Below are 16,010 nucleotides of genomic sequence, written 5' to 3'. Positions count from 1 at the left end.
GAGAGTAGCAATCGGCGAGACGCCATTGCTGGCCGATGCAATTTTAACGTTCAGACCGAACGGTTACGGAATCTTTTCGAATTCATCGGACATTGACGGCGACACATCGCAACCGAAGCAAGGCAATGATCCGTTTTCTCATCAAATCCGCATTCTGGCTGACGCTGGCATTCCTCGTGATGCCACGCATCTTCCCCGCGGATAAGCAGAACACCCCGCAGGAAAAGCCCGCCATGACGGGCACCAGGCGGGAGCCGGATTCCATCGACCAGCTTCTCGCCAACGGCAAAACCGCCGTGGAACTGGGCAAGCTTTGCATCGACAATCCTTCCTTCTGCCAGAACGGAACGTCGCTTGTGTCCAGCGCCGGAAGCGGCCTTCTGGAAGGAAGCCGGGTTGCGCTCGAATACCTGAGCGACCGCTTCGGCACCAAGCCGCAACCGCCGGCGAAAGCGGAACCGGCGGCATCCCCAGCCGTGCAGGGGGCAACCGGCATTCCCATCCCGACACCGCGGGAAGAAGCCCTTCGCGCACTGGATCGCCGCTCGACCGGCGCGATTAGGCGTTAGAGCGGGATTTTTTCAAGTTGAAACGTCATCATGGTTCAAGCTTTTATTGGAGCATGAATCCGAAAACCGGTTGCCACTTTTCGGATTCATGCTCTGGTTTTCCGTGACCTCGCGGCGTTTCATCACTATATAAGCGGCAAGAAATTTTTTCAGGCGAGTACCATGACCACGACCATCGATAGCATCATGTCCGATTTCGAATTTCTCGACGATTGGGAAGACCGCTATCGCTATGTCATCGATCTCGGCAAGGAACTGCCGCCCTATCCCGACGATGCGCGCGATGCCGTGCACAAGGTGCAGGGCTGTGTCAGCCAGGTCTGGCTGAAGACGCTGCCGCAAGGCGGCAACGATCCGGTCATGGAGTTTCTGGGCGATTCCGATGCGCATATCGTGCGCGGTCTGGTGGCCATCGTGCTGGCGCTTTATTCGGGCCGCAAGGCGTCGGAAATCCTGACGATTGAGCCGGAAGCCATTCTGAAAAAGCTCGGCCTCGATGAACATCTGACGCCGCAACGCTCCAACGGCCTGCGCGCCATGGTGGCGCGCATACGGCGTGAGGCAGAGCTGGCGAAAGAATCAGCGTAAAAGTTTCTCAACCGACAAGGCAGCCGCCAGCAGTCTTTTGTCGTTGCCGCCGCGTGCGGTGAGCATGAAGCCGGTCGGCAGGGTCATGCCCGGCATCGGCACGGTGATGCTGCACAGGTCGAACTGGTTTCCAACCTGCGTATCACGCAGCAGAAGCCCTTCCACACGGTCATATTCGGCCTCATCATTGCTGACCGAAGCAATCGTCGGGGCAACGATCGGCGTGGCGGGTGTCACGAACATGTCGAACTCGCTCAGGCGTTCGTCCATTTCCCGCACCAGCGCCGCGCGCGTTTCCATAATGCCGCGATAGGTTTCCATCGGCACCTTGACGCGCACGGCGAGCGGACGCTTCACGCGAAGATCGACATTGGCATCGGGATCGCCAAGCCAGGTCGATGCGTGGACATGGCTTGCCTCGATCCCGGCAATGGAGCCGACGCGGGTTGCCTCACGCAGACGCTGGATCAGGTCATCGACCCCCAGATCGGCAATGACAGCACCCGCCTTTTCAAGAAGCGCGACCGTTGCCTCGAAGTGCTTCACCACGTCCGGCTCCATATCGGCCAGAAGATAGCCCTTGGGCAGCGCGATGCGCAGGCCCTTCAGCGACAGGGCTTCAGGCAGGACCGGCGTTTCGCCCGCCATGATCGCGTCGGTCAGAATGGCGTCGGCGACGGTTCTGGTCAGCGGACCAACGGAATCGAGCGATGGCGCCAGCGGAAAAGCACCGTCGAGCGGAATGCGCCGCGCCGTCGGCTTGAAGCCGACAAGGCCGTTCAGGGCCGCCGGTATGCGCACCGACCCGCCCGTGTCCGAGCCGATGGCGATTTCGCTGGTGCCTTCCGCCGCCGAAACGGCAGCGCCCGATGACGAACCGCCCGGAATGCGCGTGGGATCAATGGCGTTGCCCGGCTCGCCATAATGCGGATTGAGACCGACCGGCGTGAAGGCGAATTCCGTCATATGGGTCTTGCCGACGATGACCGCACCCGCCTCGCGCAGACGGCGAACAATCGCGGCATCTCTGGTCGCGGGCGCCGCGTCACGGCGAATGACCGAACCGGCCAGCGTCGGTTCTCCGGCAATGTCGAAGAGATCCTTGATCGAAACGATGCGCCCGTCGAGGGGGCCGACAGCGCCTCCGTCGCGCAGACGCGCATCGGCGGCATCCGCCTCGGCACGCGCCTGCCGTGCATAAATCTTGCTGAAAACGCGCTCGTTGCCTGCCCGCGCTTCCAGCCGCGACAGGATGCTTTCCAGCCGATCCCGTACCGAATTCATGTGATTTCTCCCACTTCCCCATCAGGCCTGTCAGGCTTGTTTGGGACACAGGCGATAGACCCGCCCCAGTGGAGTGTCAATCCGGGAGATTGCTTCACTTGTTCAGCGGCTGCATCCGGGGACGATAGTCGTCGGCTCCCCAATGCAGGACAGCGCCGCCGCCGCGTTCTTTTTCGAGTTGCGGATTATAGTGCCGGTGGAGCGCGGCCAGGCCGACCTTGAGCAGCATCTTGGCCGAACGCGCGGGCCATTGCCGCTCGCGCTCCACGGTTTCAAGACCTTTCAGGAAGCAGCAGACGTCGACCAGAACGCCGTTCAATTCCGGCCCTACCGCTTCCAGCGCCCGCTCGACCCGGATGCGGCTGGCAAGCGCAATATCCGTCAGTTCGGCCATGCCGCCCGGCCCGCCCGACCCACTCGCCCTGCTTCTGACGCTTTTGTCCCAACGCATCGTGATGGAAGGCATCAGCGAGCCGCGCGTGAAGTCGGCGCGCAATCTTTCACCTGCAAGAAACTCGTTCTGCGAAATAAACGAAGAACCGCTTGCGGTTTTGCGCCGGTAAAGCATGGCAAGCGGCGACTCTTCAGGGTTGATTTCAACCTTCTCGCCCTGCTCATACTCGACGGTCAGCGTGGCTCTTGCCGGGCTAGGCAGCGGCTTGCCCCTCTGCTTCAGGCATCTGTTACCGTGCGGCGCCAGAACAAGCCGTTCATCCTCCCAGCGCAGCAACCCCTTCCGATGCATGGATTCCAGTTCGGCGCGGGAAGCGGCGATGGTTCCGCGATCCGCCGCCAGCAATACATGCGTCGCGCGGACCGAATCCTGAACCTCGCAGGCTCCGCCTTTCAGAAAGCGCATGATCCTCGCTTCGGACACTGACAGTTGGGTGGTCATGCCGCCATCCTCCACTCCACAAAAGCACTGTGCGCAATGCGCTCGAAGGTCGAGACGATTGCATCGAATTCGGTATCGTCGCGCATGTCTTCCACCAGATGGCAGGCATGCATTACCGTGGTGCGGTCCCGTGCAAAGCCCGCGGCCACATCCCGCATGGCCAGCCCGAAAGCCGTGTGCGCGACATACATGCCGATCTGCCGGACCCGCGCGACCTCCCGCCTGCAACGCAATGGGGACCGCAATTCGGTGCCGGAAACCCCGAACATGGCCACAAGCAAATCGATCAGTGCGTCGCACAGCGCCACATTCCGCCGTTGCCGCAACCGGTCGGCGCAGCCCTCCTCCATTGTGAGGCTCAGGTTCCGACCATGCCTTGCTGCCAGCAGCTTCAATGCTTCGAAAGCTTCCGCCCGCGTGTGAATGACATCCGATAGTTCCAAAGACATTCATCTTCCCTCGCCAGAATAGGAATATCTTCTTATACGGAGAAAAATGCAAGAGTGGATAAGTTTTGTAGAATGGATTGTGTTTCGCGGTTAATTTCGACACTTCTAAGATAGGCTAAGGCCTTGTAAGCGTGGAATTAACGGGACCCAAAGGGGTGCGGCTACTCGCTATTTTACAGAAAACTGCGCCAAAATCTAGGAATATTATCCAACGGCATCTCACGAGGTTCATGCTCGTTCACACCGAGAAATGAGGATTGTGACGATGGATGCGGATATCAGACACGCCCGCAAATTATTCCTTGCCCGAAAAAAAGAGAATCAACTGACGGCGATGCAACGCATCGCCTTGCAGATCATCGCCGGGATCGATCTGGATGAAGTTCTCAAGGCGCCGCAGGAAGAAAAGGAACGGACCAAGCGGCGCCTGACGCGCCTTATGGAAAGGGAGCGCCTGAAAGGAATGTGCGGTCACTGGAGTTATGACCTGAACCGACACATCGCATTGAAACAGGCTTTCGACCGGATCGGCTGACGGGGCCAGCATTTCGGAAATGGCACCCCAAGCAAAATGGCCGCTATCGTCGAGCTTGCGCTTTACGATAACGGCCATTTCAACAAACGCTCAAGAATAGATGTGGCAAAGCGCAGTGCGCTCGAAAGTCAGAGCGCTCAAGCTTCCTTCGGCTTGCGGCCGAGGCCCATCTTCTTCGCAAGACGCGAACGGGCAGCAGCGTAGTTGGGGGCGACCATCGGATAGTTCGGGTCGAGATCCCACTTTTCGCGGTACTGTTCCGGCGTCATGTTGTAATGGGTCATGAGGTGACGCTTCAGCGACTTGAACTTCTTGCCGTCTTCGAGGCAGATGATGTAGTCGTCATGAACCGACTTCTTCGGGTTGACGGCAGGCTTCGGCTTCTCAACGACGACAGGCGCTTCTTCGCGTTCGACGTGACGCTTGAACGCGGCATGTACTTCGGCGATCAGCAGCGGCAACTCGCCAGCGCGAATCGAATTATTGCCGACATATGCAGCTACAACATCTGCAGTAAGGCTCAGAAGCAGTTCTGCGCTCTCGTCGTGCGTGTCCAGATTTTCCATCAGATTTCCTTTTTTACTTCTTATTGTTGCGCAATCGACGACTGGAGATCCCCGCCTGCCATCGCCGTTACGTATTCCAACTCTGCCCCATCCATTCCCGACTGCGAATATCAGTTGATAATGTCATTTGCAATAGAATTGTCAAACCACATTACATTAATACCAAGTCTTTCTTCTTGAATCGTCAAATACAAAAATTCGGATCGCAACCGCGCCAACATATGGAAACTTTGAATCACAATGTGTTGGCGTTGCCGCCCCTGTCATTTATTACAGGATATGGGTGGAGCCGCAGTTCACTGCGTTGCTTCCTTTAATTTGCCGAGCTATCGTTAGCAATAGTTTTCTCCCTCAAGTTTTCTTGTACGCGACTCAAGACTAACTGCCTTCCGTAACGTAGCTTTTGGGCGCAGAATCGGGCCTCAAAATGGCATTGTTCAAATATATTTCCACGGATTGAACTCGCTTTCGCCTTTTCAGCCGACTATATAAATATCACCGTCACCCGCTCTTGGTCTGATTCCAACATTTGCCTCCCCTGGTTCAAGCGCTGAGCAAATGTTGGTATTCAAAAGACCGTCAGGAAGTATATGTATCTGGTGGATTTTTCGAATTTGACGTTCGAAACAGCATCTATGTCAGCCGGGATTCATCCTCAAAATCAATCCACTAGAAGGCACTACTTACCTGCCTTGCAGCAAATCGAAACAGTATTCATTGGAATTGTGGATGTCTCAGAGCTTCTTGCAAATTCAACCGCCGCACGCAACCAAACATCCGGTTAATGACACCCGTCACGGGATCACCCGCACCGACGATTATGCCTGGCTGCGCGCAGATAACTGGCAGGATGTATTCAAGGACCCCTCGGTTCTCTCCTCCGAAATCCGCGCGCATCTGGAGGCGGAAAACGCTTATCAGGCAGCGCTGATGAAGGACACGGAAGCGCTGCAGAAAAGCCTGTTTGCCGAAATGCGCGCGCGCATCAAGGAAGACGACTCGTCCGTTCCTTCCAAGGATGGTCCCTATGCCTATGGCGTGTCCTATCGCACCGGCGGTGAACAGCCCTATTTCATCCGCACGCCGCGCGATGGCGGCGCTGAGACCATCCTTCTCGACGGTGACGTGGAGGGCAAGGACAAGGCATATTTCCGCCTCGCTTCCGCCGATCACGCGCCGGATCACAAGCTTTTGATCTGGGGCTATGACGACAAGGGATCGGAATTCTACAAGCTCAAGGTCCGCGACCTGTCTTCGATGAAGGACCTTGAGGACATCGTCACCGACACGAATGGCGGCGGCGCGTGGGATGCACAAAGCGAGGGCTTCTTCTATACGCGCCTTGATGAAAACCATCGGCCATCCAAGGTCTTCTATCATAGGATCGGCACGGCGCAGTCGGATGACCGGCTGATCTATGAGGAGAAAGACCCCGGCTTTTTCCTCGGGGTCGGCGGTTCGGCGCTGGACGACTATATCTTCATCGATATTCATGACCATGAAACATCGGAATGCTGGCTCCTTCCCGCCAGCGACCCGGCGGCCAAGCCGCAGCTCGTCATGAAGCGCAAGACCGGCACGGAATACGACATCGCGCCGGGCGGCGATGTGTTCTACATCCTGACCAATGCCGACGGCGCCAAGGATTTCAAGATCTGCCAGGCGCCCGCCAGCGCCCCGCAGCCGGAAAACTGGGTCGAGGTGGTGGCGGAAAAGCCGGGACGGCTGATCCTGTCGCATTCGGCCTACAAGCATCACCTTGTCTGGATGGAACGCGATAACGGCCTGCCGCGCATCGTGATCCGCGACCGCGAAACCGGCGAGGAACATGCCATTGCCTTTGACGAGGAAGCCTATTCGCTCGGCCTTCATGGCAGCGCCGAATATGATACGGATTTAATCCGCTTCTCCTATTCGTCCATGACGACGCCGGAACAGCTTTTCGACTACAATATGCGGACGCGCGAGCGCAAGCTGTTGAAGACGCAGGAAGTTCCGTCCGGCCACAATGCGCAGGACTACGTCACGCGCCGCGTGTTCGCCAGGGCATCGGATGGCGAACTGGTGCCGGTCTCCCTGCTCTATCACAAGGACACCCGGCTCGACGGCTCCGCGCCCTGCCTGCTCTATGGCTATGGTTCCTATGGCATCACCATTCCGGCCAGCTTCAGCACCTCGCGGCTGTCGCTCGTGGATCGCGGCTTCGTCTATGCCATCGCCCATATCCGCGGCGGCAAGGACAAGGGTTTTGCCTGGTATGAAAACGGCAAGCGCGACAAAAAGGTGAACACCTTCACCGATTTCATCGCCGCCTCACGGCACCTTGTTGCCGAAGGTTTTACCAGCCATGACCGCATCGTCGCCCATGGCGGTTCGGCGGGCGGCATGCTGATGGGCGCGATTGTCAATATGGCGCCCGACGCCTTCGGCGGCATCATCGCCGAAGTGCCCTTCGTCGACGTGCTCAACACGATGCTGGACGACACATTGCCACTCACCCCGCCGGAATGGCCGGAATGGGGCAACCCGATCACATCGGAAACGGATTACCGGATCATTGCCGGCTATTCGCCCTACGATAATGTCAGCCGTCAGGGCTATCCCGCCATTCTGGCGGTGGCGGGGCTTACCGATCCGCGCGTGACTTATTGGGAACCCGCCAAATGGGTCGCCCGGCTGCGTGAACTGAAGACCGATGACCACCCTGTCCTGTTCCGCATCAACATGGATGCAGGCCATGCCGGGGCCTCGGGTCGGTTCTCGCGGCTGGAAGAAGTCGCCTACACTTACGCTTTCGCGCTCAAGGTGACAGGCAAGGCGGGCGGCACGCTCTAGGAGCCTCATCCAGAGCCGCCCTGTTCCGGCTCCCGCCAGATAGCATCGCGTCCAGTTTTCAAGGGCGCGATGCCTTCCTCTTACGCATGCCTTTTCCCGACCGGTCCCGCTTTCGGGAGGCATGCTCTGGAAGAACGCGCCATTTCCCTTATACTATTGTTCTGTAACTATTCTTTTGAAGGAGAGTTCGATGCTGCGTCAGGTCATTGCTGTCTGCCTCACTTCCGCATCGCTTGCGGTTTCCGGCCTTGTTGCGCTGCCCATGTCGGCTGAGGCTCAGGTGCGCAAGGATGTCGGTGAATTTGCCGGCCAGCGCTGCAGCGTGCCGAGAAGAGGCAGCGGCATCATCGTCGGCCAGTTCAGCGGCGTGGACGATTCACCCTTCATCACCGGCGGCGACGGGCTGGTTCCGATCGACCGTATCCGCTGCTTCAGCAGCATGTCCGAATGCAAGGGCTGGCTCTATACGATGCAGAGCAAATACACCAATGCCGGAGCCGCCACGCTGGTGCGCTGCATGAAACGCTGAACCCGGCCTTAAAAATCTGCGGTTTTCATGAAGCGCTGCGGATGGCATCCTCTCACCACTTGATGCATCGCCTTCGGGCGTCATCTTCGGTTTGGGAGGATCGGAAATGCAGCAGGCCAGCTCTGTTCCCAGTTATGTGCATGGCGCGAGCGACAAGCTTCTCATCGGCAATACGATCGGCCGGCATCTGGACCAAATCGCGGAAAAATATCCTGAACGTCCCGCAGTCGTCATCCGCCACCAGAATATCCGGCTGACCTATTCCGAACTCAGGCAGCGGACCGATGAGCTTGCCGAAGGCTTCCTCGCCATAGGGCTGCGCCCCGGCGAGCGTCTCGGCATCTGGTCGCCGAACAATCTCGAATGGATTCTCACCCAGTTCGCGAGCGCCAAGGCGGGCCTGATCCTCGTCAACATCAACCCCGCCTACCGGGCGCATGAACTGGAATATGTGCTGGGGAAAGTCGAATGCGCGGCGCTCATCCTCGCGCCGTCGCTAAAGAGCAGCAACTATATCGATATCCTGCGCAGCATCGTGCCCCAACTCGATGAGGCCCGGCCGGGGCATCTGATGTCCGGGCGGCTTCCCTCGCTGCGCTGCGTGATCCGGCTTGGTACGGAACAGACGCCGGGCATGTTGAATTTCGACGATGTGGCCCAATCCGGCGATGAAGTCACCAGGCAGGAACTGGCGCAGCTTGCGGACGAACTGCAATTCGACGATCCCATCAATATCCAGTTCACCAGCGGCACGACCGGCAGCCCGAAGGGCGCGACGCTCTCGCATCACAATATCCTCAACAACGGCTTTTTCGTTGGGGAGGCGATGCAACTTTCCGAACAGGACCGGCTCTGCATCCCGGTGCCGTTCTACCATTGCTTCGGCATGGTGCTCGGCAATCTTGCCTGCGTCACTCACGGCTCCTGCATGGTAATCCCGAATGACAGTTTCGACCCTTTCCTGACGCTGCAGACCGTCGAGGAGGAGCAATGCACCGGCCTGCATGGCGTGCCGACCATGTTCATCGCGATGCTGGATCATCCGGACTTCAGCCGCTTCGACCTTTCGAGCCTGCGCACCGGCATCATGGCCGGGTCGCCCTGCCCCATCGAAGTCATGCGGCGTGTCGTGAGCGAGATGCATCAAGGCGAAATCACCATCGCCTACGGCATGACCGAGACGAGCCCGGTCAGTTTCCAGAGTTCGACGTCCGATCCGCTGGAGCGGCGCGTTTCCACGGTCGGGCGCATTCACCCGCATCTGGAGGTGAAGATCGTGGATGCGGATGGCAAGGTCGTGCCGCGCGGCGAAAAGGGCGAATTGCTGACGCGCGGCTACAGTGTCATGCGCGGCTACTGGAACGACGCGGAAAGTTCAGCCGGCGCCATTGACGATGCGGGCTGGATGCACACGGGAGACCTCGCGACCATAGACGAGGAAGGTTATTGCAACATCGTTGGGCGCATAAAGGACCTCATCATTCGCGGCGGCGAGAATATCTACCCGCGTGAGATCGAAGAGTTCCTGTTTGCCCATCCGGCGATCAGCGACGTCCAGATATTCGGCATTCCGGACCGGAAGTTCGGCGAAATCATCTGCGCCTGGGTCAAGCTGCACAAGGACGCACAACTGTCCGAAGAGGACCTCAGCGAATATTGCCGGCAGCGGATCGCGCATTACAAGGTTCCGGCGCATATCCGCTTCGTGGATCAGTTTCCGATGACCGTGACCGGCAAAATCCAGAAATTCGTCATGCGACAGGCCATGATAGAAGAACTGGAACTGCAGGAAATTAGAACGGCGTAATTATGCCGTCGTGTCCGGAGTCATATTCTCCAGGAGCGGGATGTTTGTAAGTTGTCCCGCCGTCCCGCTCCCAGGTTTTGTCTGAATATGATCATGTCCGAAGCCGCTCCCACTTTTTCGGAACCATGTTCTAATATTTTCGCTCCCGCCGGCTTGCAAAGCGAAACCGAGAATGCATATTACGTAAACGTAAGATTTTTGGGAGAGTTTCCATGGAAGAACTGATCGCACGCATCACCTCCAAAGTTGGCATCGATGCGGCAACGGCAGAAAAGGCAGTCGGCATGATCCTCGCCTTCCTGCAGAAGGAAGGTCCGGAGGCAGAAGTCCAGAAGCTTCTCGCAGCATTTCCGGGCGCTGAAGAAGCGATTTCGCAGGTCAAGGGCGGCGGCTTCCTGTCCGGTCTGATGGGCGGCGTGATGGGTCTGGGCTCGCAGCTCATGGGCGCTGGCCTCGGCATGGGCGAGATTTCCGGCGTCGCCAAGGAGACCATCCGCTTTGCCAAGGAAAAGGCCGGCGACGAACCCGTCGATGCCGTTATCGGCGCGATCCCGGGCCTCGGCCAGTTCGTCTGACCAACCTTGCATTTTTCGATAAAGGCCCCGGTTTCCGGGGCCTTTTTGCATCATTACTCCCGGCAGAACCATCCTTCGCCGCAGGTCCCACAATCTCCACACGCCAATACAAAACAATAGTAATTAAGTCATGTTTTTCACGATAACGTGAAGCCCATGTAATAATCCCACTAAATTCTGGATGATACTTGCCGCATTGGCGATTTAACCGGTGCGATGATTGCAATGTCCCGGATTGTATCGGATATTTGAACCAAGGGACGAAATCTGTTCAATTTTTAAACGCGGAGGATCGCATGCGTTTGTTTTTCCTGACTGTCAGTTCTGCTGCTGTATTGGTCGCCGGTGTAGCTCAGGCTGACGTCACAGCCGATCGTCAGGCAATCATGAAGGACCTTGGCCGTTCTGTCGGCTCGATTGCTCCCATGGTCAAGGGCGAGAAGCCTTTCGACGCCGCCGCCGCACTTGCCGCGCTGGAAAAGATCGACGCCGACGCCAAGAAAATGGACGTGGACACGCTTTTCCCTGCGGGTTCGGATCAGGGCGACACGGAAGCCTCACCAAAAATCTGGGAAAACAAGGACGATTTCGTCAAGCACGTTGAAAAATTCCGCACCGACGCCGCGGCTGCATTGGCTGCCAAGCCGCAGGATCTGGATGCGCTGAAGTCCGCCTTCCAGCAGGTTGCAGCCAATTGCGGTTCCTGCCATCAGGTCTATCGCGTCAAGAAGAACTGATCTTCACGGTTGACACCGCGCGCACCGGACGGAAACATTCGGTGCGCAAAAGCATTTCCAGCAGAGCGCGGTGCTGCTCCGGCGCCTTCGCGCATTGAGGCTGGCGTGCTGAATGACAGCCATAAGAGCGGTCCGCAATCGTCGGAACCGCCAGACGGGAACGGATGAAATGGTCCGAAAACTGGCATATGTCGCAGGCGCCGTGGTCGTCCTTGGAGCCGCAGCTTTCTGGATTCTGACCACGCCGCAGAAGGTGAGCCAAACCGTTCTGGATGCGATGGAACCGGGCGATCCGGTCAAGGGCGAACAGGTTTTCTGGGCGGGCGGCTGCGCCTCCTGCCACGCGGCCCCCGGTGCAACCGGCGATGCGCGCAAGGTTCTGGCGGGCGGGCACGAACTGGTTTCGGATTTCGGGACGTTCATCGCGCCCAATATCTCCCCGTCCGAGCAGGGGATCGGCACCTGGACGATCCATGATTTCGCCAATGCGATGCTGAAAGGCGTCGGCAAGCAGAACGAACATCTTTATCCGTCCTTCCCCTACACATCCTATACCAGAATGCAGCCGCAGGACGTGGCCGATCTCTTCGCCTTCATGAAAACGCTGCCGCCGTCCGACAATGCAACGGCGCCGCACAGGCTTTCTTTCCCGTTCAATATCCGGCGCGGGCTGGGCCTCTGGAAACAGCTTTACCTGTCAGACCAGCCCGTGGTGGAAATCGCAAATGCCTCCGATCAGGTGAAGCGCGGCCAGTATCTGACCGAGGCCCTTGGCCATTGTGGTGAATGCCACACGCCGCGCAATGTCATCGGAGGGCTGGACAAGGGCCAGTGGCTCGCAGGGGCATTATCGCCCGAGACCGGCAGCGACGGGAAAAGAGGCGTTGTGCCGAACATCACGCCGGGCGAAGCAGGCATTGGCGGCTGGAGCGAGAAAGACATCGCCTATGCGCTGCAGAGCGGCTTCACCCCGGATTTCGATTCGCTCGGCGGATCGATGACCGATGTGGTTGCGAACATGGCCCATCTCGCCGAGGCGGATCGCAATGCCATTGCCGCCTATCTGAAAGCCATTCCGGCGCATCCGAACGGCTATCCGGCCCGCTGAGGTCCAATTGCAAGCTGCGCCCGTCAGTTCGTTCAGGGCTTTTCCTTGTCGTGACGACAAGCGGTGTTTATATGCTTGAGCTCGTTTCGATCTGATTGAATCAGATCGAAACGAACTCTAAACTCTTTTATTGAAAGCATAATCTTATCGATCCTCGTTTCACTCCGATCGGATTATGCTCTAAAGTGAGTTGAACAGAGGGAGCAAGCCGCCTGATGACTGCCGAAGACGCTATTTTTCTTGGCGCGAGCCGCAAGCCAGACGACTCTTACCAGCAGCCGGAATATCTAGCGCTGAAATACGGCAACCGTCACGGTCTCGTCACCGGCGCTACCGGCACCGGCAAAACGGTCACGCTGCAGGTTCTGGCAGAAAGCTTTTCGGCGGCAGGCGTTCCCGTTTTCTGCGCTGACATCAAGGGCGACCTTTCCGGCATCGGCGCGGTCGGCGTTCAAAATGACGGGCTCCTCAAGCGTGCGGCGGAGATCAAGCTCGACCCGTATGAAATGCGCGCAGCCCCTGTAATCTTCTGGGATATTTTCGGCGAACAGGGTCATCCTGTCCGCGCAACCATTTCCGAAATGGGACCGCTGCTGCTGTCTCGCCTGATGAACCTGACCGACGCGCAGGAAGGCGTGCTGAACATCGCTTTCCGTCTGGCGGACGAAGAAGGCCTGTTGCTTCTGGACCTCAAGGACCTGCAGGCGATCCTTGCAGAGATGGCGGAGCGCTCGGCAGAGCTTTCCGGAAAGTACGGCAATGTGAACAAGACCTCGGTCGGCGCGATCCAGCGTTCGCTTCTGGTTCTCGACCAGCAGGGCGGTTCGAAATTCTTCGGGGAACCGGCGCTCAAGATTTCGGACCTGATGCGCACCACCACCGACGGGCGTGGCGTGGTGAGCGTGCTCGCCGCCGACAAGCTGATGATGAGCCCGCGGCTTTATTCCACCTTCCTGCTCTGGCTGATGTCGGAACTGTTCGAGGAGTTGCCCGAAATCGGCGATCCCGACAAGCCGAGGCTGGTCTTCTTCTTCGATGAAGCCCACCTTCTGTTCGACGAAGCGCCCAAGGCGCTGATCGATCGCGTGGAGCAGGTTGTGCGCCTGATCCGTTCCAAGGGCGTCGGCGTCTATTTCGTGACGCAGAACCCGCTCGACGTGCCGGAAACGGTCCTGGCGCAGCTTGGCAATCGCGTGCAGCACGCGCTTCGCGCCTATACGCCGCGCGAGACCAATGCCGTAAAGACCGCAGCCGACACGTTCCGCCCGAACCCGGATTTCAACACGTTTCAGGCGATCACCAATCTTGCCACGGGTGAAGCGCTGGTTTCCACCTTGCAGGAAAAAGGCGTGCCTTCCATCGTGCAGCGCACGCTCATCCGCCCGCCCTCTTCACGCATCGGGCCGCTGACGCCGGAAGAACGCGCGAAGATCATCGCGGCAAGCCCGGTCGCCGGACAGTACGATCAGGCCGTGGACCGCGATTCCGCTTTCGAAATGCTGGCCCGCAAGGCGCAGAATGCAGCGGCGGCCCAGCAAAAGACCAAGGAAGAGGAAGAAGGCGGCGGCGGCATCTTTGGTGAGCTCGCCGGTACGGTGCTCGGCACCGGTCGCCGCTCCAGCCGCCAGACGGTGGCGGAAGCAGCCATGAAATCCGTCGTCCGCTCGGTCGGCAATTCGCTCGGGCGTGCGCTCGTGCGCGGGATCCTCGGCAGCTTCAAGAGGTAATTTAAGGCAGTAAGGCAGTAAGGCAGTAAGGCAGTAAGGCAGTAAGGCAGTAAGGCAGTAAGTGAAATAGGGCAGAAGGTTTCAGTCAAGCAAACATATTGCCGTACTGCCTTACTGCCCTATTCCCCTAACCTTACATCACCAGAATGGGTGCCTTTGCCGGAACACGATCATAGAGATCGATGATGTCCTGGTTCAGGAAGCGGACGCAGCCCGAAGAGACTGCCTTGCCGATTGACCACCATTCCGGGTTGCCGTGCAGGCGGTACAGCGTGTCCTTGCCGTCCTGGAAAATATAGAGCGCGCGGGCGCCAAGCGGGTTCTTGAGACCCGGAGCCATGCCGCCATTCTTGGCGCTGTACTGCACCAGTTCCGGCTGGCGGGCGACCATTTCATCCGGCGGAGTCCAGCGCGGCCACTGGCGCTTGTACTGGATCACGGCGCGGCCCGACCATGCAAAGCCTTCGCGGCCAATCCCGACGCCGTAGCGCATTGCCTGACCGTTTTCGAGGACCAGATAGCAGAAGCGGTTGGCCGTATCGATGACGATCGTACCCGGCAGTTCGCCGGTCGGATCCTGCACCACCTGGCGCAGGAAGCGCTTGTCCATCTTCTGGATCGGGATTGCCGGAAGCATGAAGCCGCCATCTTCAACGGCGGCGTACATCTGTGCCCAGCCGCCATAGGATGAATCGACATTGGCCTGCGGGGTGCGGTTGATCGGGTTGCCCGACTGATCCACATCGATAATTGGAACATTCTGCCCCAACTGAGCGCAACCGGCCAGGCCGGCGGCCGCTGTTGCTGTCATTGCCGTCAGAAAGGAACGGCGGGTAAGGGTCGTTTGCATATGAAAACCAGTTTAGTGACGGGAGGAGTTACAGATACACATTCAGGGTTAACGAATTGCGACCCGACCAAATTGTGGCAGATACGCAGTGAGCGGTGAAAACGGCCTGAAACGGCTGTTTCCGGTGTTTGGTTGCACGGAAAACGCCCGAAAATTGTGGCGTACACCCGTTCTTAATGCGGCCTAATCGTGGCGAAGGCCCACCAGCATGGCTCGTGTTGCAGCCGCGACACAATTTTGGGTGCAGCGGCCAGCTTTCCGCAAATCCGGCAAGTTCAAATTTTAGTGAAAACTCAATCGAGCAGTTGGAGGCTTGGCAAAATGAGCGCCGGAGCGAACTCCTTATATTCGTCGGGCTGGTTGGAACGGTTGATCCACACCCCGCGCATGCCGAACCGCACCGCGCCCGCCACGTCCCAGCGGTTCGAAGACTGGAACGAGATCGCCGACGGATAAAGCCGCCAGTGGAGGGTGATGAGTTCATAGACTGCCGGCGCGGTCTTGTATTTCCTGACTTCATCGACCGAAATCACGTCGTCGAGCAGAACATCGAGCGCGGCCGAACGGACAGCGGATTCCAGCATTGCGGGCGATCCGTTGGAGAGAATGGCGAGCCTTGCGCCCTTCTCCTTTAGGCCTTTGAGGGCCGCGGGCACTTCCGGATAGCAATCAAGCTTCCAATAGGCGTCGAGCAGATCATTGCGCAGCCCGGGATCGACGGAAGGGTAGCGCGCAAATGCGAAATCAAGCGAATCCTCGGTAAGTTTCCAGAAATCGCTATAGGCGCCCATCAAGCTCAGCACCCAGGAATATTCGAGCTGCTTTGCGCGCCACAGCTCTGAAAATGCCCGTCCGTCCGGCCCGGCCTTGTCCGCATGCCGCCGCACCGCCGAATGGACATCGAACAATGTGCCATAAGCGTCGAAGACATAAGAACTGTGGGACACCATTTCCTC

General features: G+C 58.3%; 16 protein-coding genes. 10 read left to right on the top strand and 6 right to left on the bottom strand.

Translation table 11 applies throughout. The annotated features are described in order from the left end of the window. Nucleotides 1-125: 125 nt before the first annotated feature. Together ACOWVS_RS03240 and ACOWVS_RS03235 are read left to right on the top strand one after the other, a co-directional pair. Complete coding sequence (locus tag ACOWVS_RS03240) at nucleotides 126-569, top strand: hypothetical protein (RefSeq protein ID WP_039852422.1); 444 nt, start codon at nucleotides 126-128, stop codon at nucleotides 567-569. A gap of 162 nt (nucleotides 570-731) precedes the next feature. Next, on the top strand, nucleotides 732-1,157 hold the full coding sequence (locus ACOWVS_RS03235) for a SufE family protein (RefSeq protein ID WP_006466328.1): 426 nt from the start codon (nucleotides 732-734) through the stop codon (nucleotides 1,155-1,157). Here ACOWVS_RS03235 and ACOWVS_RS03230 read toward each other — a convergent pair. The 3 genes from ACOWVS_RS03230 to ACOWVS_RS03220 form a co-directional block, all read right to left on the bottom strand. After that, complete coding sequence (locus tag ACOWVS_RS03230) at nucleotides 1,149-2,441, bottom strand: amidase (protein ID WP_006466327.1); 1,293 nt, start codon at nucleotides 2,439-2,441, stop codon at nucleotides 1,149-1,151. The genes ACOWVS_RS03235 and ACOWVS_RS03230 overlap by 9 nt on opposite strands. 94 nt (nucleotides 2,442-2,535) lie before the next feature. Beyond that, nucleotides 2,536-3,336: a DUF6456 domain-containing protein gene (locus ACOWVS_RS03225; RefSeq protein ID WP_039852420.1), complete on the bottom strand. Its 801-nt coding sequence runs from the start codon at nucleotides 3,334-3,336 to the stop codon at nucleotides 2,536-2,538. Continuing rightward, nucleotides 3,333-3,779 carry a helix-turn-helix domain-containing protein gene (locus ACOWVS_RS03220; protein ID WP_039852890.1) on the bottom strand — a complete coding sequence of 149 codons (447 nt, stop codon included), beginning with the start codon at nucleotides 3,777-3,779 and terminating at the stop codon, nucleotides 3,333-3,335. Before ACOWVS_RS03220 ends, ACOWVS_RS03225 begins: the two co-directional genes overlap by 4 nt. A gap of 271 nt (nucleotides 3,780-4,050) precedes the next feature. Between ACOWVS_RS03220 and ACOWVS_RS03215 the strand changes: the two genes are divergently transcribed. Beyond that, nucleotides 4,051-4,320 carry a hypothetical protein gene (locus ACOWVS_RS03215; protein WP_022570218.1) on the top strand — a complete coding sequence of 90 codons (270 nt, stop codon included), beginning with the start codon at nucleotides 4,051-4,053 and terminating at the stop codon, nucleotides 4,318-4,320. Nucleotides 4,321-4,457: 137 nt separating this feature from the next. Here the strand turns inward: ACOWVS_RS03215 and ACOWVS_RS03210 are convergent, their stop codons facing one another. Beyond that, the gene (locus tag ACOWVS_RS03210; protein ID WP_006466324.1) at nucleotides 4,458-4,886 is read right to left on the bottom strand and encodes a MucR family transcriptional regulator; all 429 of its coding nucleotides are present in this window, start codon (nucleotides 4,884-4,886) and stop codon (nucleotides 4,458-4,460) included. Between the two features lie 729 nt (nucleotides 4,887-5,615). On the opposite strand from ACOWVS_RS03210, the gene ACOWVS_RS03205 reads away from it, so the two are divergent. The 7 genes from ACOWVS_RS03205 (at nucleotide 5,616) to ACOWVS_RS03175 (ending at nucleotide 14,204) form a co-directional block, all read left to right on the top strand. Next, complete coding sequence (locus ACOWVS_RS03205; RefSeq protein WP_039852417.1) at nucleotides 5,616-7,721, top strand: S9 family peptidase; 2,106 nt, start codon at nucleotides 5,616-5,618, stop codon at nucleotides 7,719-7,721. Nucleotides 7,722-7,911: 190 nt separating this feature from the next. Further along, nucleotides 7,912-8,250: a hypothetical protein gene (locus ACOWVS_RS03200; RefSeq protein WP_039852416.1), complete on the top strand. Its 339-nt coding sequence runs from the start codon at nucleotides 7,912-7,914 to the stop codon at nucleotides 8,248-8,250. 106 nt (nucleotides 8,251-8,356) lie between these two features. Next, nucleotides 8,357-10,057, top strand: a complete 1,701-nt coding sequence (locus ACOWVS_RS03195) for an AMP-binding protein (RefSeq protein WP_039852415.1) — start codon at nucleotides 8,357-8,359, stop codon at nucleotides 10,055-10,057. Nucleotides 10,058-10,269: 212 nt separating this feature from the next. Next, nucleotides 10,270-10,632 carry a DUF2267 domain-containing protein gene (locus ACOWVS_RS03190; RefSeq protein WP_006466320.1) on the top strand — a complete coding sequence of 121 codons (363 nt, stop codon included), beginning with the start codon at nucleotides 10,270-10,272 and terminating at the stop codon, nucleotides 10,630-10,632. 296 nt (nucleotides 10,633-10,928) lie between these two features. Continuing rightward, nucleotides 10,929-11,369 (top strand): c-type cytochrome, encoded by a 441-nt coding sequence (locus tag ACOWVS_RS03185; RefSeq protein WP_021587924.1) that lies wholly within the window; start codon nucleotides 10,929-10,931, stop codon nucleotides 11,367-11,369. Between the two features lie 169 nt (nucleotides 11,370-11,538). Then, complete coding sequence (locus tag ACOWVS_RS03180) at nucleotides 11,539-12,477, top strand: cytochrome c (protein WP_039852408.1); 939 nt, start codon at nucleotides 11,539-11,541, stop codon at nucleotides 12,475-12,477. Between the two features lie 215 nt (nucleotides 12,478-12,692). Then, nucleotides 12,693-14,204, top strand: a complete 1,512-nt coding sequence (locus tag ACOWVS_RS03175) for a helicase HerA-like C-terminal domain-containing protein (protein ID WP_075041617.1) — start codon at nucleotides 12,693-12,695, stop codon at nucleotides 14,202-14,204. A gap of 133 nt (nucleotides 14,205-14,337) precedes the next feature. On the opposite strand, the gene ACOWVS_RS03170 is transcribed toward ACOWVS_RS03175, so the two are convergent. Further along, nucleotides 14,338-15,054 carry a L,D-transpeptidase gene (locus ACOWVS_RS03170; protein WP_006466316.1) on the bottom strand — a complete coding sequence of 239 codons (717 nt, stop codon included), beginning with the start codon at nucleotides 15,052-15,054 and terminating at the stop codon, nucleotides 14,338-14,340. A 293-nt stretch (nucleotides 15,055-15,347) separates the two neighbouring features. Continuing rightward, the gene (locus tag ACOWVS_RS03165; protein WP_063882743.1) at nucleotides 15,348-16,001 is read right to left on the bottom strand and encodes a haloacid dehalogenase type II; all 654 of its coding nucleotides are present in this window, start codon (nucleotides 15,999-16,001) and stop codon (nucleotides 15,348-15,350) included. Between the last annotated feature and the right edge of the window lie 9 nt (nucleotides 16,002-16,010).

The sequence above is a fragment of the Brucella sp. IR068 genome, assembly GCF_049065885.1.
GTDB classification, from domain to species: Bacteria; Pseudomonadota; Alphaproteobacteria; order Rhizobiales; family Rhizobiaceae; genus Brucella; species Brucella intermedia.
This window is presented reverse-complemented; position numbering and strand designations above follow the sequence as displayed.